The organism is Calorimonas adulescens, from assembly GCF_008274215.1.
Taxonomy (GTDB): domain Bacteria; phylum Bacillota; class Thermoanaerobacteria; order Thermoanaerobacterales; family UBA4877; genus Calorimonas; species Calorimonas adulescens.
The window spans coordinates 34595-56800 of record NZ_VTPS01000013.1 but is presented as its reverse complement, the minus strand read 5'-3'; the positions used below and the strand labels follow the sequence as shown (position 1 = coordinate 56800).

21 protein-coding genes and 1 pseudogene are annotated in these 22206 nt (G+C 37.7%); 18 read left to right on the top strand and 4 right to left on the bottom strand.

The annotated features are described in order from the left end of the window. The first annotated feature begins 15 nt into the window (after positions 1-15). The 15 genes and pseudogenes from FWJ32_RS09180 to FWJ32_RS09110 all read left to right on the top strand — a co-directional run bounded on the left by FWJ32_RS09180 (position 16) and on the right by FWJ32_RS09110 (position 15201). Positions 16-927 (top strand): sugar phosphate isomerase/epimerase family protein, encoded by a 912-nt coding sequence (locus tag FWJ32_RS09180; RefSeq protein WP_149545658.1) that lies wholly within the window; start codon positions 16-18, stop codon positions 925-927. 308 nt (positions 928-1235) lie between these two features. Continuing rightward, positions 1236-3956 carry a sigma-54-dependent transcriptional regulator gene (locus FWJ32_RS09175; protein WP_162523584.1) on the top strand — a complete coding sequence of 907 codons (2721 nt, stop codon included), beginning with the start codon at positions 1236-1238 and terminating at the stop codon, positions 3954-3956. 198 nt (positions 3957-4154) lie between these two features. Further along, positions 4155-4820, top strand: a complete 666-nt coding sequence (locus tag FWJ32_RS09170; RefSeq protein ID WP_162523583.1) for a class II aldolase/adducin family protein — start codon at positions 4155-4157, stop codon at positions 4818-4820. A 4-nt stretch (positions 4821-4824) separates the two neighbouring features. Beyond that, positions 4825-5868, top strand: coding sequence for a zinc-dependent dehydrogenase (locus tag FWJ32_RS09165; protein ID WP_162523582.1), 1044 nt, complete (start codon positions 4825-4827; stop codon positions 5866-5868). A 30-nt stretch (positions 5869-5898) separates the two neighbouring features. Next, a complete protein-coding gene (locus tag FWJ32_RS09160) occupies positions 5899-6543 on the top strand; it encodes a bifunctional 2-keto-4-hydroxyglutarate aldolase/2-keto-3-deoxy-6-phosphogluconate aldolase (protein ID WP_149545654.1) in 645 nt (214 codons plus the stop codon). A 45-nt stretch (positions 6544-6588) separates the two neighbouring features. Next, a complete protein-coding gene (locus FWJ32_RS09155; RefSeq protein ID WP_149545653.1) occupies positions 6589-7050 on the top strand; it encodes a PTS sugar transporter subunit IIA in 462 nt (153 codons plus the stop codon). 35 nt (positions 7051-7085) lie between these two features. Beyond that, the gene (locus FWJ32_RS09150) at positions 7086-7379 is read left to right on the top strand and encodes a PTS sugar transporter subunit IIB (RefSeq protein WP_149545652.1); all 294 of its coding nucleotides are present in this window, start codon (positions 7086-7088) and stop codon (positions 7377-7379) included. Further along, entirely contained in the window at positions 7376-8728 is a 1353-nt protein-coding gene (locus tag FWJ32_RS09145) for a PTS galactitol transporter subunit IIC (protein WP_149545651.1), read from the top strand. Before FWJ32_RS09150 ends, FWJ32_RS09145 begins: the two co-directional genes overlap by 4 nt. Positions 8729-8804: 76 nt before the next feature. Beyond that, a complete protein-coding gene (locus FWJ32_RS09140; protein ID WP_149545650.1) occupies positions 8805-9836 on the top strand; it encodes an Ldh family oxidoreductase in 1032 nt (343 codons plus the stop codon). Positions 9837-9884: 48 nt separating this feature from the next. Beyond that, positions 9885-10649, top strand: a complete 765-nt coding sequence (locus FWJ32_RS09135; RefSeq protein WP_149545649.1) for an SDR family NAD(P)-dependent oxidoreductase — start codon at positions 9885-9887, stop codon at positions 10647-10649. Then, positions 10642-10959, top strand: a complete 318-nt coding sequence (locus FWJ32_RS09130) for a hypothetical protein (protein WP_149545648.1) — start codon at positions 10642-10644, stop codon at positions 10957-10959. The genes FWJ32_RS09135 and FWJ32_RS09130 overlap by 8 nt, the downstream gene beginning before the upstream one ends. A gap of 60 nt (positions 10960-11019) precedes the next feature. Then, positions 11020-11610, top strand: coding sequence for a class II aldolase/adducin family protein (locus FWJ32_RS09125; RefSeq protein ID WP_149545647.1), 591 nt, complete (start codon positions 11020-11022; stop codon positions 11608-11610). A gap of 199 nt (positions 11611-11809) precedes the next feature. Next, positions 11810-12265, top strand: a pseudogene (tnpA, locus tag FWJ32_RS09120) (IS200/IS605 family transposase). 600 nt (positions 12266-12865) lie between these two features. Next, entirely contained in the window at positions 12866-13441 is a 576-nt protein-coding gene (gene dhaS, locus FWJ32_RS09115) for a dihydroxyacetone kinase transcriptional activator DhaS (protein ID WP_149545646.1), read from the top strand. A gap of 179 nt (positions 13442-13620) precedes the next feature. Then, positions 13621-15201: an oleate hydratase gene (locus tag FWJ32_RS09110; protein ID WP_149545645.1), complete on the top strand. Its 1581-nt coding sequence runs from the start codon at positions 13621-13623 to the stop codon at positions 15199-15201. A 314-nt stretch (positions 15202-15515) separates the two neighbouring features. On the opposite strand, the gene FWJ32_RS09105 is transcribed toward FWJ32_RS09110, so the two are convergent. From FWJ32_RS09105 to FWJ32_RS09090, 4 genes are all read right to left on the bottom strand, one after another. After that, complete coding sequence (locus tag FWJ32_RS09105) at positions 15516-16766, bottom strand: PTS galactitol transporter subunit IIC (protein WP_149545644.1); 1251 nt, start codon at positions 16764-16766, stop codon at positions 15516-15518. A 12-nt stretch (positions 16767-16778) separates the two neighbouring features. Beyond that, the gene (locus FWJ32_RS09100) at positions 16779-17063 is read right to left on the bottom strand and encodes a PTS sugar transporter subunit IIB (protein ID WP_149545643.1); all 285 of its coding nucleotides are present in this window, start codon (positions 17061-17063) and stop codon (positions 16779-16781) included. Between the two features lie 67 nt (positions 17064-17130). Next, entirely contained in the window at positions 17131-17598 is a 468-nt protein-coding gene (locus FWJ32_RS09095) for a PTS sugar transporter subunit IIA (RefSeq protein ID WP_238988844.1), read from the bottom strand. After that, positions 17591-20467, bottom strand: a complete 2877-nt coding sequence (locus FWJ32_RS09090; RefSeq protein ID WP_149545684.1) for a sigma 54-interacting transcriptional regulator — start codon at positions 20465-20467, stop codon at positions 17591-17593. Before FWJ32_RS09090 ends, FWJ32_RS09095 begins: the two co-directional genes overlap by 8 nt. Positions 20468-20691: 224 nt before the next feature. On the opposite strand from FWJ32_RS09090, the gene FWJ32_RS09085 reads away from it, so the two are divergent. Genes FWJ32_RS09085 through FWJ32_RS13520 form a run of 3 tightly spaced genes read left to right on the top strand, consistent with a single transcriptional unit; the run spans position 20692 to position 22152 of the window. Beyond that, positions 20692-21633 (top strand): sugar-binding transcriptional regulator, encoded by a 942-nt coding sequence (locus tag FWJ32_RS09085; RefSeq protein WP_203227652.1) that lies wholly within the window; start codon positions 20692-20694, stop codon positions 21631-21633. Further along, complete coding sequence (locus FWJ32_RS09080) at positions 21633-22037, top strand: transcriptional regulator GutM (protein WP_149545640.1); 405 nt, start codon at positions 21633-21635, stop codon at positions 22035-22037. Before FWJ32_RS09085 ends, FWJ32_RS09080 begins: the two co-directional genes overlap by 1 nt. Then, positions 22003-22152: a hypothetical protein gene (locus FWJ32_RS13520; protein ID WP_203227651.1), complete on the top strand. Its 150-nt coding sequence runs from the start codon at positions 22003-22005 to the stop codon at positions 22150-22152. Before FWJ32_RS09080 ends, FWJ32_RS13520 begins: the two co-directional genes overlap by 35 nt. The last annotated feature ends 54 nt before the right edge of the window (positions 22153-22206 follow it).

The window sequence follows — 22206 nt, the reverse complement described above, 5'->3', positions numbered from 1 at the left end:
AAGGAGAGATGTTCTATGAGAGGGAACATGTATGAGTATATGAGGGTAGGTATTATACACTTTATGGCCTTCCCTGAGTGCATGAAGGGAGAGGGCCCGATAGAAGAGACCATTGAAAAGATACTCACAGATGAGTATTTCAATGCTGTGGAACTGTCATGGATAAAAGACGATAAGGTCAGGGAAAACGTTAGGAAAATGCTTGAGGTATCCCATGTGAGCATTGCCTATGGGGCACAGCCCAGGATCCTGACCACAGGATATAACTTGAACTCCATGGATGAAGACTTGAGGAGAAAGGCCATAGACACCGTAAAAGAGGGCGTGGATGAGGCACATTATCTGGGGGCTGAGGGCATAGCCTTTTTAAGCGGCAAGTTTGAGAAAGAGAATAAGGATAAGGAAATGCAGCTCTTAGCAGACTCTATAGGTGAAATATGCGATTACGCAGCATCTAAGGGAGACCTGATGGTGGAGCTGGAGGTGTTTGACACTGAGATAGATAAGAAGTCTATTATTGGCCAGGTTAGTGATGCTGTAGCTATAGCCAGGGAGGTAAGGAGGAAACACAAAAACTTTGGCCTTTTGCATGACTTAAGCCACCTGCCCTTACTGGGTGAGACACCAGAAGAAGCACTGCTGCCTATAAAAGACTATCTCACCCATGCACATTTAGGGAACTGTGTAGTTAGGGACAAAAACCATCCGGCATACGGAGATGCACATCCAAGGTTTGGCATAAAGGGAGGGGAAAACGACGTAGAAGAGGTAAAGGAATTTTTAAAGGTGCTTTTAGAGATGGGCTTTTTGAACACAGAAAAGCCGCCAATAGTCAGCTTTGAGGTAAAACCGCAGCCCGGTGAGAAGCCAGAGCTGGTCATTGCCAATGCCAAAAGGACCCTTAATGAGGCCTGGGCAAGATTATAGAGGAGGGGAGAAAATGAGGAGATTAAGTATCCTGATTATAGTCTTGCTCGTATTATCTGCAGGGTCACTATATTAAAAAACTAAGGCCATAATGATTATATAATTAAACAATATAATTAATTTATAGGTCCATAGCTGTAGAATAAGATAATAAAAGATGTGCCTAATTGATGCTTTCACTGCAATTTATGGTGGCTATTGAAAAAATAAACAGTTTTAATAAGCTCAAACAGACGTATGACCGCTTATCTAAAACCTATGGATATGTTAAAATATTCATAGGTTTTGTTATATTTGGGGGGATGCCTATGAGCAATAAAGAAAAAATATTGAATTTTGTGAGGGAGTCTACATCAAGGATATCAATTGACGATTACAAAAATCTTAAGATAACCAACCTAACAGCTTCTTTTATTTCTAAAAGTACCAATATCTCAAGGGCAAATGTAAGTGCAATATTGAATCAGCTGGTAAGGGACAAAAAACTTATAAAGATAAAGAGCAAACCCGTATACTATATCGATAAGCATACATTTGAGGAATCTCTGAACGTTTCATTATCTTCAAATATCATTAACATTGAGGAGTTTAAGCGACTCATTAACAGTACAAATGATCCACCAAAAAGAGATCCATTTGAGGAACTCGTGGGTTATGATGGTAGCCTGAAAACTCAGATAGAGCAGGCCAAGGCTGCTGTACTATATCCGCCTTTAGGTCTTCATACCCTAATAATTGGTCCACCAGGTACAGGGAAGACACGGCTTGCCGAACTTATGTTTGAATTTTCAAAGCTTATGGGCAGACATGAAAAGTTTATTACATTTAATTGTGCTGATTATTATAACAACCCACAGCTTCTAATGGCCTATCTCTTTGGATACGTAAAGGGAGCATTTACCGGTGCCGATTCGGATAAGGCAGGGATAGTAGAAAGCGCCGAAAATGGCATTTTGTTTTTAGATGAGGTTCACAGGCTTCCGCCTGAAGGCCAGGAAATGTTTTTCTATCTGATAGATAGGGGCGAATATCACAGGCTTGGTGATTCTAAGACGAGAAGTGCACATTTGATGATAATAGCTGCCACTACAGAAGACCCTGATTCGGCTTTATTGAGGACGTTTATGAGGCGTATTCCCGTTGTAATCAAGATACCCAGTTTGGATAAAAGAGCATTTAATGAGAAGATAGAAATTCTAAGGAAAAAGTTTGAAGAGGAAGCTAAAAAATTGAATCGGGATCTTTATATTGACGGGGATGTATTCAAATTATTATCAAAGCATAATTATAGTGGAAATATTGGCGAAATGACGTCTGTAGTACAAATGGCATGTGCGAAGGCCCTATTAAGAACATATACGTCTGAGGAAAGAGTATTGAAAATAGATTTTTCCTTACTACCGGATTTTATCAAAGATAACACCTTTATACCTGATAGTGACGATTCATTTGAATTTGAGGGATTTGATGATATAATAAAAATTTCATCTTATTGTGGTATAAAAAATGAGGCACAATTTGATTTTTATGATTTTATTATCAGTAAGATAAAAGAACTGCAGGACCTTGGTTATGATAATGATGAAATGGTTAAGAATATAAACAAGATAATTGATAATTATTTTTCAAAAGAAAACAAACCTGTTCATGAGCAAACGTTTACTGACTTAAAGAAGCTAGTAAGTGATAATGTAATTCAATATGTAGTCGATCTTAAAACAAGGTTAGAATTAGAACTCGGCAAAAAATTTCCTGATAATTTTATATATGCATTGTCGTTGCATATACAAAGTCTTTTAGAAAGAACGAAAAAGGGTGTATATGCTCAAAATATCTCACTTAATCAAATGGAAAAGAATTATCCGAGAGAGTATGGCATTGCAAAAAAGATAGTAAAAGAAATGGAAGTTAATTTTGCTGCCAGGATACCCAAGGAAGAGATAAGTTTTATTACTTTATTTATAGCTTCAAATACTATCAAGAATATGGGTGATGAAACTGTAGTTATTTTAATTTTAACACATGGAAATTCAACGGCAAAAAGTATGGCAGAGTGCGCCAATAAGTTGCTAAATATTAACAAAATATATGGATTTGACGTTAGTTTAAATATGGATGTATTAGAGGCATTTAATGATGTAAAAAACCTATGTAAGAAGATAAATCAGGGAAAGGGAATATTAATTCTGGCTGATATGGGTTCACTAAAAAATTTTGGGGCTTCGATAACTAAGTTGACAGGTATACCGACCAGAACTATAGAAAAGGTTAATATGCCGCTGGTTTTAGAAGCGGCAAGAAAGGCTTATTTCCTTAAAGAGGATTTGGATACAATTTATTATTCCTTTACTGATTTTGAGTCAGAGAAAAAGGTAAAGAATGGGGCTATTATTACCATTTGTAGCACGGGGGTTGGGACAGCAAGTAAAATTAAAAAATATATAAATGAAAATTTCCCGGAACTTACCCAATATGATATATTTGCATTAGATATTAACAATCATGACGATATAGAAAAAATAACTAAAAATTATGATGTGAAACTCATAATTGGTTCAATTAATCCTAATCTACCCGGTGTACCATTTGTTTATGTTGATGAATTTTTTAAAGATAAAAGAAATGTGTTTAAAAAAATAAACAGAAACTATGATGTAGCATATAGCAATGTATACGATGAAATTAAAAATGATCTTGAGGAACTTTTATTATATGTAAATCCAAGTAAATTTGTGCAGTTTTATAAGATATTTGTTAGAGATATACAACAAGAGTTGGGATGTGATTTAGAGGATGAATTTGTTTTGAAACTTGGTCTTCATATTGGTTGTGCCATTGAAAGAATAATAACAAACAATTTTGTTGTGTATGAAGCAAAAAGTAGCTTGATAAATGAAGAGAAATTACTTTTTCAGACCATAAGAGAGAGTATCAAATATTTGGAAGAAGAATTTGACATAAAATTTAGTGATGATGAGATTTGTTATATAATAGAGATATTTAAGAAGTGCTGTAGTGTATATATTTAAACATGAAGAACTCCATATGGAATCCCACATGGGGTTCTTTGTGTTTAAATATGTGTTTATATTGTTAAACATATAACCTACAGGTACAGTTAATAGGATATACAAATATATGGCATGAAATTTGCTATATATAAATGTCGAAAGGCTATCATAAAAAGCTTTAATCGATAAATTAAACTGTATTTGGAGGTGATGCTGATGGAAAATGGTTTGGAGCTTAGGAATAAAGTTATAGATATTGCGCTTAAAATGTCAAGGTCTGGAATGGCACCAGCGACATGGGGTAATGTAAGTGCAAGGGACTCAGAGACAGGATATATTTTTATAACTCCCAGTGGAATGGATTATAATGAACTGCATCCAGAAGATATATGTGTTGTAGATAATGAGGGGAAAATGGTAGAGGGTAAATGGAAGCCAAGTACAGAAACACCTCTGCATCTCCTATTTTATAGAGAAAGACCGTGGATAGGAGGGATTGTTCATACTCATTCAATATTTGCAACTGCATTTGCATGTGCGGGGAAATCAATACCTGTTGTGATAGCTACCCTTGCAAGTAAAGTTGGTGGGGATGTTCCGATTGCTCCCTATATGTCGTCCGGTACAGAAGAATTTGGCCGAAATGCATTGGATGCTATGGGAGACAAGACAGCGGTACTTTTAGCCAATCATGGTGTTGTTGCTGTGGGGAATAATTTGGATGATGCGTATACTACGGCTGAAATCGTCGAAAATGCTGCAAAGATATATGTAATATCAAACAGCATTGGAACGCCTCTAAGGCTTGACGATAATGAAATTTTGAATATCAGAAAAAAATATTTGACTAAATATGGTCAAAGGGACCATAAAGAGGAGTGAAGATATGAAGGCATTGGTCTTTAAAGGGATTAATGAGATGAGTGTAATGGACGTACCAAAACCAGAAATCGCTGAAAATGAAATCCTGATTAAAGTAGATTCCTGTTCAATTTGTGGTACTGATGTAAGGACGTATAAATCCGGCCATACAAGGATTAAAGGGGAAAGAATACTGGGGCATGAGTTTTCTGGTACAGTTGCAGAAGTGGGTAAAGATATAAGTGGTTATAACATAGGAGACAGAGTGATAGTAGTACCAGGGATACCATGTGGAAAATGTTATTACTGCCAGCATGGTATGCAGAACCTCTGTGATAACAGAAAGATAATTGGCTTTGATTTTGATGGCGCATTTGCTGAATATGTAAAAGTACCTGCCATTGCCATTGAAATGGGTAATGTCAAGCGAATCCCCGACAGCTTAAGTTTGAGGAATGCATGTCTGATTGAACCATTTACTGCAATTTACAATGGGCAAAACCTGTTAAATATATCTATAGGGAGTTCAGTAGCAATAATTGGCGGTGGGCCGATAGGTTTAATGCATTCACTCCAGGCAAGATATAGAGGAGCAAGTAAAATTGCACTCTTTGACCTGTCAGAAGATAGATGTAAAATGGCCGAGAGATTTGATATTGATTTTATTGTTAATTCAGGTACTAAAGATCCTATTGAAGAAGCAGATAAAATAACAAACGGACGTGGATTTGACGTTGTTATTGTAAGCTGCGGATCAGGCATCGCACAATTGCAAGCACTTCAAATGGTTAGGAAAAATGGCAGGGTGAGCTTTTTTGCCGGCTTACCACATAATAATTCCATAATACAACTGGACACAAACCTCATACATTATAAGCAGATTGGGGTATTTGGGGCCAACGGGTCTGGGCCCAATGAATATGAAGCGACCATAGATTTCTTAGGTTCGGGGAGGATTAATATTTCGGATATTATATCTACAGAGTTGTCAATTGAGAATGCATTAAAGGGTTTTGAAATTGTTCAAACAGCGAGTGCTCTTAAGGTGGTTATTCATCCAAACATGTAATTTACTAAAGTTAGAATGGAGGCAACATATATGATAAATAAAATAGCTGTTTTAAATCGAATATTAAAAGATCGTATAGTGGCTATAGTGCGAGCCGAAAATCCTGAAGAAGCTCGAAAGATAGCAGATGCCTGTTTGGAAGGAGGGATACATTCGATAGAAATAACGTTTACAGTACCACACGCAGATAAAGTAATAGAAACTCTTAGTGGGGAATACGATAGAGATACCCTTTTAGTTGGAGCGGGGACTGTTCTGGATTCAGAAACTGCAAGAATTGCTATCTTATCTGGAGCCCAGTATATTGTCACACCTTCTTTGAATATAGGTACAGTAAAACTGTGCAATAGGTATCAAATACCTATTATGGCAGGAGCCATGACAGTAAAGGATATAATCGAAGCCATGGAATGTGGGACAGACATTGTAAAAATATTTCCGGGAGAGTCTCTTGGGCCTACGTTTTTGAAGGCTGTAAGAGGTCCACTTCCGTATGCGCCGCTTATGCCCACAGGTGGTGTAAATCTGGATAATGTCACTGAGTGGTTTAAAGCTGGAGCCGTAGCAGTTGGTGTTGGTGGTTCTTTAACAGCGGGAGCTAAATCTGGAGATTTTAAATCTATAACTGAGACAGCAAAAAAATTTGTAGAAAAAATTAAAATCTTTATGGAGTAATTACATGAGTTTGCATATCACAATCTGATTCTGGGAGCTGAAATTATGGATGTTAAAATTGATGAGAAATTTGTTTTAAATAATTATGAGGCAAAAAATAAGGAAGAGGTGATAATGAAACTTGCAAATATTTTGTTACAGGAAGGGGTGGTGAAAGACTCTTTTTTGAGGAGTGTATTAGAAAGAGAAAAAAGGTTTCCGACTGGTTTGCCGACAGAACCAGTAAAAATTGCTATACCGCACACAGATGCTGAGCATTGCAATAGCTCGGCAATAGCAGTTGCAACATTAACAGAACCAGTAAGATTTGGCCTAATGGGAGATGATAAGGAAACAGTAGATGTTAGAATAATTTTTCTTTTGGCATTAAACAAAAAGGAAGAGCAAGCAATATTTCTGTCAAAATTTTCTCAGTTCATCTGTGATTCTAAAGTAATAGAGGAGATATTGTTAGCTAATGATAGTTCATATGTGGCTTCGATATTAAAAGATAGACTTTGTAATTGATTCAATAACTATAGTCAATTAAGGGGGGCTTTTATATGGCCAAGAAAAGGATAATTACCCTGTGTGGATCTGGTATTGCAAGTTCAACAATTGTTGCTCAAAAAGTGAAGAAAGCTTGTGAAGAGAAGGGCATTGATGTAGATGTTAAACCAATTGCCTTTCGTGAGTTACAAGGTGAGATACTACATGCTGACTTAATTATAAGTATAACACCGGGGTTAAAAGTGGACAATGTTCCCGTTGTGAATGGCGTGTCATTCCTCACAGGAGTGGGCGAGAAAAATGTCCTGGATGAAATTTTTAAGATTTTAGAGGAGGGAAAGAAATGAATCTTCTTGGAATTGTTCAGTATATAGTGGGTTTAGGTGCCAATGTATTTCTTCCACTTATAATGTTCTTTCTGGGATTAATTTTTGGATTGAAACCAGGGAAAGCGTTACGAGCAGGTTTGACATTAGGTGTCGCTTTTACAGCCATAAATCTATTTATTTCCCAGCTATTGGTTGGACAGATAGCGCCAGCTGCACAGGCAATGATTAATCGGACTGGTTTAAAGTTAACTGCAATGGATATAGGTTGGCCAGCAGCTTCCACAATAAGTTGGGCCTGGCCGTACGCAGCAAGCATGTTTCCTTTGCAGATTTTACTTAATTTATTGCTTTTGTGGGTTGGCTTTACAAAGACATTAAATGTAGACCTTTGGAATGTTTGGCAAAAAGTTTTTGCAGGTGCAATAATATATGGCATTACGGGGAATCTACTCTGGTCATATGCTCTGGCAGTGGCGATGATAATAATTGAATTGAAATTAGGCGATTTAACTGCTAAGAAGGTACAGGAAGTCAGCGGAGTACCAGGGATATCGGTTCCACATCCGTGTGCAACATGGTTGGTAATGGTGACGCCAGCAGCATATCTTCTTGATAAGATACCTGGTTTAAATAAACTAAAGGCAGATCCAGCTACAATACAAAAGAAACTCGGTTTTTTGGGCGAAAATTTGATAATTGGATTAATAATGGGGCTTTTGATTGGAGCTTTGGCTGGATATTCATTTGATAATATATTGAAACTGGGTGTTGTAACCGCAACTGTAATGGTAATGTTACCGCGAATTGTAGGAATATTTATGGAAGCACTTATGCCAATCTCAGAAGCAGCGTCGGACTTTATGAAAAGCAGATACCCAGGCCGAGAATTCTATATTGGCCTTGATTGGCCGATTTTAGCAGGACATCCCACAACTATTACGTCAGCAATATTATTGATTCCTGTATTGGTGGTTTTATCTGTAATTTTGCCAGGTAACACTACCTTGCCATTTGGTGATCTGGGGAATTTTGGATGCTTAATGGCGCCAATAGTTGCCATAACCAGCGGTGACCTGGTCAGGACATTGATTATAGGTGTATTTGTACTGGCTATTAGTTTATGGGGAGCAAGTGCAGTAGCGCCTTCGTTCACAATGCTTGCAAAAGAGGTCGGGGTAAAAATGCCCGAGAATGTATCGCAAATTACCTGGTTGAAGACAACACCGATAATTTGGGCTGGAGTAGAGATTGTGAAGAAAAATATAGTAGTTGTCTCAGTAATAGTCATATTGGGGATTATTAGCTTTTACTTACTTAAAAAATACTACTCAGGGGAAGTTACTGAATCAAAATCAACTAATTTATAAGAGTATGGGATCTAATAAGCTGGTCACACTCTTGAGTGTGATCAGCTTAAATATGGTTATGGTGGTGAAATAAAATATGGAGACTGTTTTGATCAAAGAAAGTGAACTGCGTAAAATATGTGTGACATTACTTATGAAAGAGTCTGTACCAAAAGACGATGCGGAAATAATTGCTGACACAATCGTGGAAGCAAACTTAAGAGGAGTAGATACTCATGGTGTTGCAATATTGCCTACCTACTTAAAGAGACTGAGAAATGGTGGGGCTAACCCCATCCCAAATGTGAAAATTGAAAAGGAAGGTATTTCTTTTTCTGTATTCAATGGAGATAATGCATTGGGTGCTGTGGTTGCAAGAAAGGCGATGGAGAAAGCCATAGAGGAATCAAAAAGCAAGGGATTGTTTGCGTCTTTTTGTAGAAACAGCAATACATTTGGACCAGCCTTTTATTATAGTGCCTTAGCAGCAGAAAAAGGGATGATTGGAATAGCAATATGTAATGCACCACCGAGTATGCCCCCATGGGGAGGTAAAAAACCACTCATAGGAACAAACCCAATATCAGTAGCTGTCCCTGTAAAGGACAGTAAACCAATTATTCTGGACATGGCCACAAGTGCGGTTGCAAAATCTAAGATCTATTTAGCATTAGAAAAGGGAGAAAAAATTCCAGTTGGGTGGGCTTTAGACAGAGAAGGAAGACCCACTGATGATCCGAAGGAGGCATTAAATGGGGTCCTGTTGCCACTGGGGGGCCATAAAGGATATGGCTTATCGCTCATAGTAGATATTTTAGCTGGTTTGTTATCAGGATCAGGCTTTTTGGATAAAGTTTTGTCATTGCATAATCAAATAGATAGACCTCAAAATGTAGGTTTCTTGCTCATGAGCCTTAATCCATCTGTGATTTTCGATATAGATAAATTTTATGAGTCAATAAAGGAACTTACAGTGAAGATAAAATCTTGCCCAACTGCTGAAGAAACAGGGGCTGTCCTATTACCAGGAGAGATAGAACACATGACAAAAGAGATTCGTCTAAAAGATGGTATCCCGATACCAGTAAGTATTATGAATCAATTGAATGAACTGCTGGAGGAAAAGTAAATTTATTTTATTAAAAATATTTTTATACGGCGGTGATTGGAGTTGAATATGTTTGATGGCAAAAATGTGATTGTGACAGGTGGAAGTAGTGGTATAGGTTTTGCAATAGCTAAAAAATTTGCAGAAGAGAATGCCAGCGTCGTTGTAATAGCCAGAAACGCTGAAAAGTTGGATGCCGCAGTTAAGAAAATAAAAGACGAAACAAAGGGGAGGGTTTGCGGATATCTTTGCGATATAAGTGATTATAAAGATATTGAGAATATCAGCCACAATATTGTAACTGATATAGGCACTCCTGAAATTTTGGTTAATAATGCAGGCGGATTTACAAATAAAACTCAATGGGAAGAAATCACAGAAGAAATGTGGGACATGTCAATCAAGACTAATCTTTTGAGCGTGTTTCATTGTACAAAAATTTTTACCCAATATATGAGAGAGAATTCTATCAAAGGTTCGGTAGTTAATATTGGATCTTCCAGTGCGCTTCAAATTAAGAGCGATAAAATGCAATATACGATAACAAAATCTGGTGTCCATACTATGACCAAAATATTGGCATTGGATTTAGCAAAATACGGTATACGTGTAAATGCGGTGGCACCGGGACCTACGCTGACAGAAAGAGTTAGAAGTAGGTTTGATGTTCAAGGTCTATTGCAGCAAGAACAAGAGCGTATGGATAAGATACCTTTAAAAAGATATGCATTACCAGAAGAAATAGCTGAAGCAGTGCTTTTTTTGGCATCGGATAAAGCATCTTTTATAACTGGCGTTGTGTTACCGGTGGACGGGGGTTATACCATTGGATAAGATTAGGGTACTTGTGCTGCAGACTTCGTGCAATGTCAATAATACCAGAATAATAAACTTAGTAAATAATAGTTTAGAAAAATTAAATATTTTTAGCGCAGACATTTTGGAAATAAATTATTTTGATGTAAACAACTGGGATTCGGCTTCTTCTATAGTGATAAGCCCAAGCCCGATTAGCACCAAGTTAAAATCCCAAGTATTAGTTATACCAACGGCATATGTTGGATTAATGAATCAAGATAATTTTGATGTAATTTTTGAGCAATGTGTTAAAAACATCTTATGTACTTCGCAAATAGGTTCATAAACCCTTGATATTTAAAGATTATTAATAATTTTTTAATATATAAAGGGGGTAAATTTTAAAATGGATATCAGAGCAGAAGTAGTGGAAATGGCACAAGAGGCAGAAAGGCAGGGGTTGATCAAGTATAAATCTGGCAATTTTAGTGTGCGTGATAAATATAGCGGATACATTTACATTACTCCTTCTGGAATTGCAAGAAGGAATCTTTTACCAGAAATGATTTCGGTATTAGATCAAAATGGGAAAATTCTTTCATCACCATACAAGCCTTCAGTTGAATATTTGATGCATGTTAAAATCTATCAGAAGAGGGACGATGTATATGCTATTTGCCATTCTCATTCCCTCTATGCCACAACATTTGCAATTGCCGGCATGGAGATCCCACCGGTCAGTAGAGAGGCTGTGCACTATGGAGCAATAACAATTCCTGTAGCAGATTATGCAAAACCGGGAACAGAGGAACTGGCAGATAATGTAGTAAAAGCTTTACAAGGATACGATTGTTGCTTGTTAAAGAGTCACGGTGTAGTTACTGTGGGGGAGAACGCAGAAGATGCTATTATTAAGCTTATATACGTAGAGGAAAATGCCAAGGAGTTCTTTAATTTAACGTTATTAGGGGCAAAATTCCAGCCAATAAGCCTATAAATGATGGTTAAATAAAAATAAGGTACAGCGATCGCTGTACCTTTTTTATTATGGGCTTTAGCCTGTTGAGCTCGCATAGCAAGCGAAACAAAAAACCACCCGCTATGCGGGTGTGCGACAGAAGTTATACAAAAAATCACCTTTCCGTTATAATAGAGTTGTTCAAGCTACTATATATAACAAAAGGAAAGGTGATTTAATGGCTAATAAACGAGATGAAATGGCAGGCACAAAATGGATGTGCAAATACCACATTGTGTTCACTCCTGAGTATAGACGAAAAATAATATATAATCAATACAAAGAAAGTATAAGGGATATATTAAAAGAATTATGTCAATATAAAGGAGTGAAAATTATAGAAGGACATTTAATGCCGGATCATGTACACCTGCTGGTGAGCGTACCACCCAAAATTAGTGTGTCTAGCTTTATGGGATACTTAAAAGGGAAGAGTGCATTGATGATATTTGACAAACATGCAAACTTGAAGTACAAATTTGGGAACAGACATTTTTGGGCAGAAGGATATTAGGTAAGCACGGTAGGGCTTAATGAGGCAACTCTCAGAAAGTATATACAAGAGCAGGAGAAATATGACATCATGTTGGATAAATTAGGTGTAAAAGAATATGAGGACCCATTTAATGGGTAGCCGGTAATACGTTCGTCCTTTTAGGGGTGGCAAAAGAGGCAAAGGTATAGTGGCTTGAACAAAGTGAAAGCCAGCACCTTTAGGCACTGGCCGGTAACAGAGGCTTATAGTCCCAGAACAAACCACTCGTTAGACGGGTGGTGCTGATTGCTTTATATTTGTTGATTTCCGTAATGGAGAAAATGAAAATATAGTGGTATAGGCCTGGTCACTTTAGTCTTCCGTTTGTAAATTTCCATAATCTTTGCAGTAAAGATTTAAAGCAACTGGGTATATTTAACCAACCGCTTTAAGGAACACGCTGGAGGCATAGAGAGGTAAACTGAAAATTAGTGATAGAAGCCTGGACACTGAAAGTTTGACGGAGTTATTAATTGGGCGGTTTAGTTCAATAGAAGAGCCAGGCAAAAAAAGCAGTAGGAGGAAAAAATATAAAAGCCAGCACTGTTTTTGAAGGTTAACTCAGTGACCTTTTGCTTGAAAGCGACTATTGTTATTTTGGAAGGGTAGTAGTGCAGTTGGATATATGCCTGTCTCGTGAAAATAATACATGTAATGAGTGGGTTAATCTACTTATAGATTAAAGAAAGGGTGAGTTGTGTGTCAAGCTCGCAAATAACAAAAAAAGTTCTTGGAGATGCACTAAAAGAATTAATGAGAAGTAAGCCGTTAAATAAAATTTCAATTCAGAACATTGTGGATGAATGTGGGCTTAACAGACAAACCTTTTATTATCACTTTCATGATATTTACGATTTACTTGGTTGGATTTACGAAAAAGAAGCCGTTGAAAAAATTGCCCAATATAAAAGCTATAAGCACTGGACAGAAGGATTTTATCATGTTTTTAAATATATTGAGGATAATAAATCTTTTTGCATGAATACTTTAAATTCATTAGGAAGGGAGCATTTGGATAATTATCTTTATTCTGTTACATATGATCTTGTTTTAGGTGTTGTATATGAACTTTCAAATAATATGAAGGTAAAGGAAGAACATAAGAAATTTATTGCTAATTTTTATACGCTTGCGTTTATTGGATTAATCATCCAATGGATGAAAAATGGTATGAAGGAAGACCCTAAAATTATTATTGAAGATTTAAGTGAACTTATTGAAGGCAATTTTATTAAAGCATTACAAAAATATGAAAATGAAGATGATAGCCAGTAATTTAATAATTATTTTAATTTGTCTTTAATGCTTTAATAAATTTGGAAGAATATATACAAATTAAAATAAACGATAGAAATTTTTACAGCCTCTGGTTTTTGTTTATTTTAATAATGACGTTACGGGACTATACTTATTTTATAAAAACAATATGTAAATATTTAAGGAGGCTGATTAAAATGAGAGAAGAATATAGAAGCAGACAGGTTTATTTTGTGGGTGGTGGAATAGCATCACTTGCAGGGGCATGTTATCTGGTTAGAGATTGCAATTTTCCAGGAAAAAACATTCATATTTTTGAAGAGGCGAATGTGTTAGGTGGAAGTAATGATGGTGCTGGCGATCCTGAGAAAGGATATGTTATCAGAGGCGGAAGAATGTTAAATGACGAGACCTACGAGAACACTTGGGAACTATTAATGTCGATACCATCAATAGACAATCCGGATAAATCGGTAAGAGAAGAAATAATTGAATTTGATACTGCACACCCCACACACTCTAATGCAAGACTTGTAAATAAGAACGGTGAAGTCGTCGATGTAATGTCAATGGGATTTGACAATGATGACAGAATTGCTTTGGCAAAACTTATTGCAACATCAGAAGAAAAGTTAGATAAGTTAAAAATTAATGATTGGTTTGGACCTCATTTTTTCGAAACAAACTTCTGGTATATGTGGGCTACAACTTTTGCATTTCAACCTTGGCATAGCTTAGCAGAGTTGAGAAGATATATGATAAGATTTATGCATGAATTTCCGAGAATTCATACTCTGGAGGGTGTAACAAGAACCCCTTATAATCAATACGATTCAATAATACTTCCCATAAAAAGATATTTAGATAATTACAATGTTGATTTCAAGATGAAATGTACTATAACAGATCTAGATTTTAAAGATTCTAAGGAAATTACCGTAACTAAGATACACTACAAGGAGGAAGGCGTTGAAAAAATAATTGAGTTAAATGAAAGTGACATTGTAATTGTTACAAATGGTTCAATGACAGAAGGGTATAGTCTAGGTTCAATGACAAAAGCCCCCACTTTAAACAGCAAGGGCGCATCTTGGAATCTATGGGATAAAATATCCAAAAAGAGACCTGGTTTAGGGAATCCCTCTTCATTTGACGATCATATAGATGGATCGAAATGGGAGTCATTTACGGTAACATGCCATGATTCAAAATTCTTTGATTTAATGGAAAAATTCTCGCGCAATAAGGCAGGTACAGGAGCACTTGTAACATTTAAAGATTCAAGCTGGTTGATGTCAATTGTTTTAGCACATCAACCACATTTTAGAAACCAACCTGATAATATTAAAGTATTTTGGGGTTATGGGTTACATTGTGATAATATAGGTGACTATGTCAAAAAGAAGATGTCTGAATGTACAGGAGAAGAGATATTAATTGAACTTTTACATCATCTCAAGTTTGAGAAGGATATGGATGATATAATAAAATCTGCAAATTGTATTCCCTGTATGATGCCATTTATTACAGCACAATTTATGCCGAGGTCGATAGGGGATAGGCCTCAAGTTGTACCGGAAGGTTCGACAAACTTAGCATTTATTGGTCAGTTCTGCGAGATACCTGAAGATGTAGTATTTACAGAAGAATATTCAGTCAGATCTGCAAGAATTGCAGTATATAAACTTTTTGGGATAGATAAACAAGTTGAACCTATAAAGCAATACCAATACGATGTTAGAACTTTATTTAAGTCGTTTATAACATTATTTAGATAATTATGGATATTTTTAGGTAAAGTTTTTAAAATCTTTAATAGATACGATAGAGGCTTAATAAAAGACAATATCAATTTTGACAAATACTTGACACGAATGTCATGGCTCTGCTTGTTGAAGTAATCATGGGAGAGGTATTAATGATTCTGGGGATGTTCTTCTATGAGATGAGTGTGATAATAGTGGCACTAAATGGTATGAAGCTAATGAGATATAAAGGTGAAATTTGTTCAAATAATCAAAGTCGGGAGGTCAATTAAAATGTATTTCATAAATGAATAAAGGGCGGTTTGTACCGCCCTTTATTCATTTATTTAACCAAATATCTTCATAACCTGAAGGATTATCCACGTAAGCGGATTGGCACCGTCACAAATGCTGGAAATCGTGGTCGCACCTGCTGGGAACTTAAAGGCCGCATCTATAGCTGCAGTTGTGTGAAGAGGGGCGACATTGGTTGCTATTAAAAGGCCTACACCAATGACCACACTGCCGATTAAAACTGATCTTACAACATTTCCCTTGGTTACCGGTGCGATCATTGCTACCATGAATGGTATAGTAGCTAAGTCGCCAAAAGGCAATACCCTGTTGCCCGGTATTATTAAGGCCAGGAGTATTGTAACAGGTACAAGGATTAGGGCAGTGGATATGGCTGCAGGGTGACCTATAGATACTGCAGAGTCCAATCCAATGTAGAATTCTCTGCCAGCAAATCTTTTCTGCATGAATTCCCTTGCAGACTCTGAAAGAGGTATGAGGCCCTCCATCAGGATTTTTACCATTCTTGGCATCAGGAACATAACTCCTGCCATAGACATACCAAGCTGCAACACCTGCTGAATGCTGTAGCCTGCGGCAAAACCTATTATGATACCAAGAATGAGCCCTATGACCATGGGTTCGCCGAATATACCAAAGCGCTTTTCTATATTTTCTGTGCTGGCATCCAGCTTGTTTAGGCCTGGTATATGATCTATCAATTTATTTAATGGGATGGCGATGGGTACATAGGCCGCTGAAAAACCATGAGGCAGTGAAATACCCGGAAGCTGATAGAAGTCCTGGATAAGTGGAGCTGTCCAGTCTGCTATTTTTAAGACAATGATAACATTTATAATGGCTCCGATTATACCCAGGGTCATGTTGCCGGTGGCAGCTACAATTAAGGCGCCTGTGAAAGCGAAATGCCAGTAGTTCCAAAAGTCTACGTCCACAGTTTTGGTGGTTTTAGTGACAAGCATAATAATGTTTACAAGTAGACCTATAGGAATTATAAGGGCACCTATACGAGAAGCAAAGGCTATTGCAGAAGCAGCGGGCCAACCAACGTCAATGACATCAAGCTTTATGCCCATACGCTGGACCATTTCCTGAGCTGCAGGGCCTAAGTTACCTGTTAAAAGTCCTATAACAAGGTTGATGCCGATGAAACCAATACCTATAGTCAGGGCAGATCTAAATGCCTTTCCTGGTTTTTGACCAAATACAAGCCCTAATATAAAGATTATTATTGGGAGCATAACGCTTGCCCCGAGGCTTAGAATAAAATTGATTACACTCATGTTCTATCCCCCTTAACCTTTTAATTTTTGTATTATCTCGTCAAGTACCTTATCTGCACCTATGCCGGTTATGAAGGCCAGGCCATTTATAACAGGTACCGGGTACTTCTTTTGTGTAATTGTTGTGGTGACTATAAGGTCTGCATCACCGGCCATGCTGTCCAGTTCAGTTACCTTGCACTGTCTTATATCGACACTGATACCGTTTGCCTTTGCTGCCTCCTCAATCTTGGTGGCAACAACGGTTGATGTAGCTATGCCTGTACCGCATGCTACAATTATTCTTTTTGTATTCATTTACTCACCTCCTGCAAGAATTACAAGCAAGTTTCATGCCACAGATTACATATTTTGTGCAACACAGTCAAATGACAGATTCAAATGAGGTAATGACGTTATATGTCTCTGTGGAGTTTTTTGCGGACTTTATTGATTCAAGAAGTTCCCTGTCTTGAAATAGAGTCATCAACTGCCGCAGCAGTTCTATTTGCCCATGGGGCTCGTTGAGTGCAAGGACAAAGATTATATCCACTGCCACATCCTCAGTTGGATTGCCCATGTTTTTGAAATTAATAGGTTTTTGCAATACACCTACACCTATGCATGGATTTATTACATGGACGCAATCTGTATGAGGGATTGCCACATTAATGCCGTCGATCAAAAGGCCAGTAGGGAAATGTTTTTCTCTTTCAATCAAGGCCGTATAAAAACTATCTTTTACATATTTTTTACTGTATAGCAAATCAGAGATTATCTTCAATGCCTCATCGGAGCTATTCGCAACCAGTGGATTTAGTATAAGGTCCTCTCTAATGAAGTCTTTAATCATCAATGATTACCTCCCTTATAGTTTCTACATTATCAGCCGTGAATATTCTATCAATAAAACCCTTGGATCTTATTTTTTTATATAAAGCTGCAAAAGCTTCTTGATTATCCTCTTTCAGCGCTAGAAGGAAAACCACTTTGACCTCATTGCCTTCCAGCCACTTTACAGGTTTTTTCAAGACGCATACGGAAATACATGGTTTAATTACATTCTGAGGTAAGCCGTGAGGTATGGCACATCCCTCCTCCATGCAGGTAGCGCCCATCAGTTCCCGTTTGTAAACATCAAGTAAGAAGTCATTGTTTACGTATCCGTGTTTTTTCAGCATATCCACCATTTCATCTACTATTGATGCTTTTGTTGTTTCTTCATTGGCGATAGTAATCAGTTCTTTTTTTATTAAATCAGATAGTGGATTATCTTGGGACTTTATGCCTAATATTTTCTTCAAGTATTTTATGCCATTCCCATTGATTATTTCTTCCAATGATATAAAAGGAATATTGTAATCCTCCCCAGGAGAAATAGTTCCTATAATAGCTTTAATTTCATACTGCCTTTGAAGGTCTCCTATTATTTTGCCGATATTACCTTCCTTTGTTAAACCGAGGGGTATAACCTCATAATGATCCCTTATATCCGGGATAGAGCTGCATATAAACCTCTCTATGGTTTGGGCGCTGCCCTCACCTGTAAGACACAGGGTTACAATGGCTTTATCCTTTACAATAAAGGGGTCGGATTTTGCGTACCTTGTGCTGTGTTTTGGCTCTGACAATGACTCGGCCAGGTCTTCCAGTGTAATATCAGGAAGGAGAGACTTACGGACAGCTTCTATAGCCATCACAGTATCAACACGGTCTATAGTCCGGGTAGGGATTCCTGCCCTCTGCATAATTATCTCGCCAAAGGTTACGAGAGAACCCATGTCCACAAGAAGCAAAGCTCCCTTGCCCTCATCCATGCGTTTTACTGCGGCTAATGTTTCTTCCAAGGCTTCTTCAGGAGATCTGTCGAGAGGCATGTCTATGCCTACAGCATGGTTTACACCCATGAGTCCGTTAGCAACGTCGGCCATGGCTTTGGCTACATGCCCGTGTGTGACAATTATTACTGCTATGGATGGCTCTTCATAGCTGTCATTCTTTGACATCATCTTCAGGTAAAGGGCTATATATCCAATCTCTTCAAGAGGCACATGAATTTCATATTCTTTTTCAATTATCTTGCTCATTTCCTCTGATATTGCCAGTTCCTTTTCAAACTCTTTTTTTATCTTTTCCATCTGAGGGTTTACTATGGTCTTGCCAGCTTTTATCCGGGATACAGTTGCCGCAAGGTGTATTGCAAGACAATAGATAAGCCCCTCCTTGTATTTGTATCCCATAGCGTCAGCTACCTTTAACATCTCTTCCACTGTATGGACCATTTTTTCGCCAACCATTTGGGCGAGGTCCTGTTTGTTTATTGCATACCCTCTGGAAAAGCTGTTAGAAAAGTTTTGAAATCTTACCTGAAGCTCGCCCGATATTATCTCGTTAATATCGTTTTGTTCCAAGCCTTTGTTGCTCAATTCGGCATATCTGTCCTCAATATAAAGGTATATGTCATCGGGGAGTGTATACTCCTCTTCCTTAGGAAGTTTGTCTATCACCTCGTCTTTTGGCGTAAACTTCAGTTCGTGGTTTAGGATGCCTATCTGATCTTCCTTAATGCGCTTTTTGAGCATACCCTTTCTCACATGTGCCGGAAGGTCCTCAAGCCCTATGGTTATATCACCGTGTTTTGAGTTCAGGTTCGCTATGAAGGCCTTGGCGCAGGCAACCTGTATATCGCTCCTAAGCTGTCCTATGTTACCGGGACAGTCATAAAGGAGCATGGCTGTTAAAGGTTCCGGTTTGAGTTTGAGGGTTTTACCAATCCTTGTGGCCTCCTTGGCCAGGAAACTTTTTATAATCTGCAGTCTCTCTGATATTGGCCTTACATCCAGTGGGGGCATCTCTATTACCATTGGTATCCTTCTTCTGAATGTAAGAAGAAGGGAAGACTCTATATCCTGCGTCGTGGCTGCTATTATAAGCACGTCAACACTCCTTAAATTATCAACCTCACCTAATCGGCGATATCTGCCGTAATCCAATATAGAAAACAATATTTCCTGACCTTCGGGTGGAAGCCTGTGCACCTCATCGAGAAATAATATGCCGCCGTTAGCTCGTTCTATAAGCCCATCCTTGTTTGTGTCTGCACCAGTAAAAGCACCCTTCACATGTCCAAAGAGCTGTGATAGTAACAGCTGTGGATTGTCTGCATAGTCGGCACAATTGAATACTATAAAGGGCGCATTTTTTTGAAACTTGCCTGATTCTAAGGCAAATCTGTACATAGCTTCGGCCAGATGGCTTTTACCTACACCTGTTGGCCCTACTATCAATGTATGAAGCCCGTGCGGCGGGTACATAACAGCAGCCCTTGCCTGCTGCACCTGCATTTTCAAACTGCCATCATATCCGATTATTGATGAAAAAGGATCTAAATTTGGAGATGCTGTTTTTTCGGGTTTAACCGTTTCCTCTGAATCTATTAATGACCGCAGTTTTGTCACTGCTGTACGGGAAACGTTGTAACCTTCTACATTTAGAATCCTTGTTAATTCCCTGTCGGATACTGAAGGGTTTTGATTTATAATCTTTCTCATTTCAGTAAGGATATATGGCTTTCTTCTTTCTCTTGAGTCTGGAATGTTTAATTTTAATCTTAACTCTGTTACCTCGTCCCTCCTCATTTTTAACTTTGCTGACAGTTCTTCATCGGTCATAGGGTTTTTCTTGTCTTCATTTTTAATGAGTTCTAAAAGTTTTTGTTCCATAATCATCCCCTCTCTTTTCTTAGCAATAATCATGCCAATTACTTTTTCAAAAGGTTTTATAATGGTCTTAAAGATATTTTTCCACAAAAAAGACCACGTTAAATAATTAACATATTATAAAAATTTTTTTAAAACTCTATGTTGACAAATAAATTATATCATACTATAATTTACTTAACAAATGAAATCATACTGAACAAATGTTCAAAAGGGGATGGTTGTTTTTGGAGGACAACCTCAGACTACTTATTAAAATATCTACACTTTATTATGGCGATAATCTTACGCAGGATGAGATTTCTAAGAAGTTAAATATATCAAGGCCAGCGGTTTCCAGGTTGCTAAAAAAAGCAAGAGAAGAGGGGATCGTTGAGATTAAGATAAATAGCAGTTATGGCTATTCTAATCTGGAAGAAGCGCTTGAAAAACGCTTTGGTTTAAAAGAGGCAATTGTTATAGAATATCAAAATGAAGAACAGGGCATATTGAAAAGAGAGCTGGGCAAAGCAGCAGCAGCACTCCTGATGCGGATAATAAAGAATAAAGATATCGTTGGCCTGTCATGGGGGACAACGCTTGCATCAATTCCACCATTTATAAAGCAGAAATATACGCCTGATGCACTTTTTGTGCCTATGGTTGGAGGGATAGGTCAGGTGAACTATGATGTGCATAGCAATAATATTACAACAGAGTTTGCAAAAGCATTTGGGGGCAAATGGCAGCTCCTCCATGCGCCGGCTTTCGTGGATAGGATGGATGTCAAGAAAAGTATTCTGTCAGATACTAACGTTAAAAGAGTGCTGGACACAGCAGCTAATGCGGATATAGCTGTTGTGGGAATTGGTGCGCCTATAGAATCTTCGACAATGCTTGCCAGTGGGTATTTTGGCGAGAGTGAAATAAAACTTTTAAAGGAAGCAGGAGCAATAGGGGACCTCTGCTCAAGGTTCTTTGATAGAGATGGGAATCCGTGCGATGTGGATATAAATGACAGGGTTATTGGGATACCACTTCATATACTGAAGGATATTAATACAGTGGTGGGCGTGGCAGGTGGAAAGGAAAAGGTACTGTCAATTTTAGGGGCATTGAAGGGTGGATATATAGATATTATTGTTACAGATAATTTGACAGCCGGGGAATTAATAAAGGGGGTATCCTGATGTGGATTAAATTGCTTTTGGTCATAGGAGTTGTATGGCTTATACAGTCTATTCTAACGTATTTTCAGATTAAAGACTATCAGAGGACAAGTATGGAACTGGCTAAACAAGGTAGACTCCTTATCGGAGCCCAGAGGGGCTATCTCTCAAAGGGAGCAATACTGGTAATGTCGATAGACGAGAAATTTAATATTTCTGATTGCAGGTTATTAAATGGAATTACAGTAATGGCCAGGTTCAAAAAGTTTGAATCCTTGATTGGCAAAAATATTTTTGATGAGGAGTGTAAAGACGGATTAAAGGGGGCTGTTGGCAGGGCCTTTGAAAAAGCGCTATCCAGTTTATCTCTCAATAAAGGAGAATGTGCTTATGGAGAAATTACCCAGGTTGACTCCAGGGAGTAAAATATATCAGCTTTTCGATTATAAAAAGGTGGTGGTAGAGGGGAAGAATGATGACTTCATAATTACTATCGAGAAAAAAGAAAAGACTGCAAGGAAAAGACAGAATACAGTGTAGGGCCACGGGCCGGGATAATTTTACCCCGGCTAATTTTATTATAAGGGAGGGTTT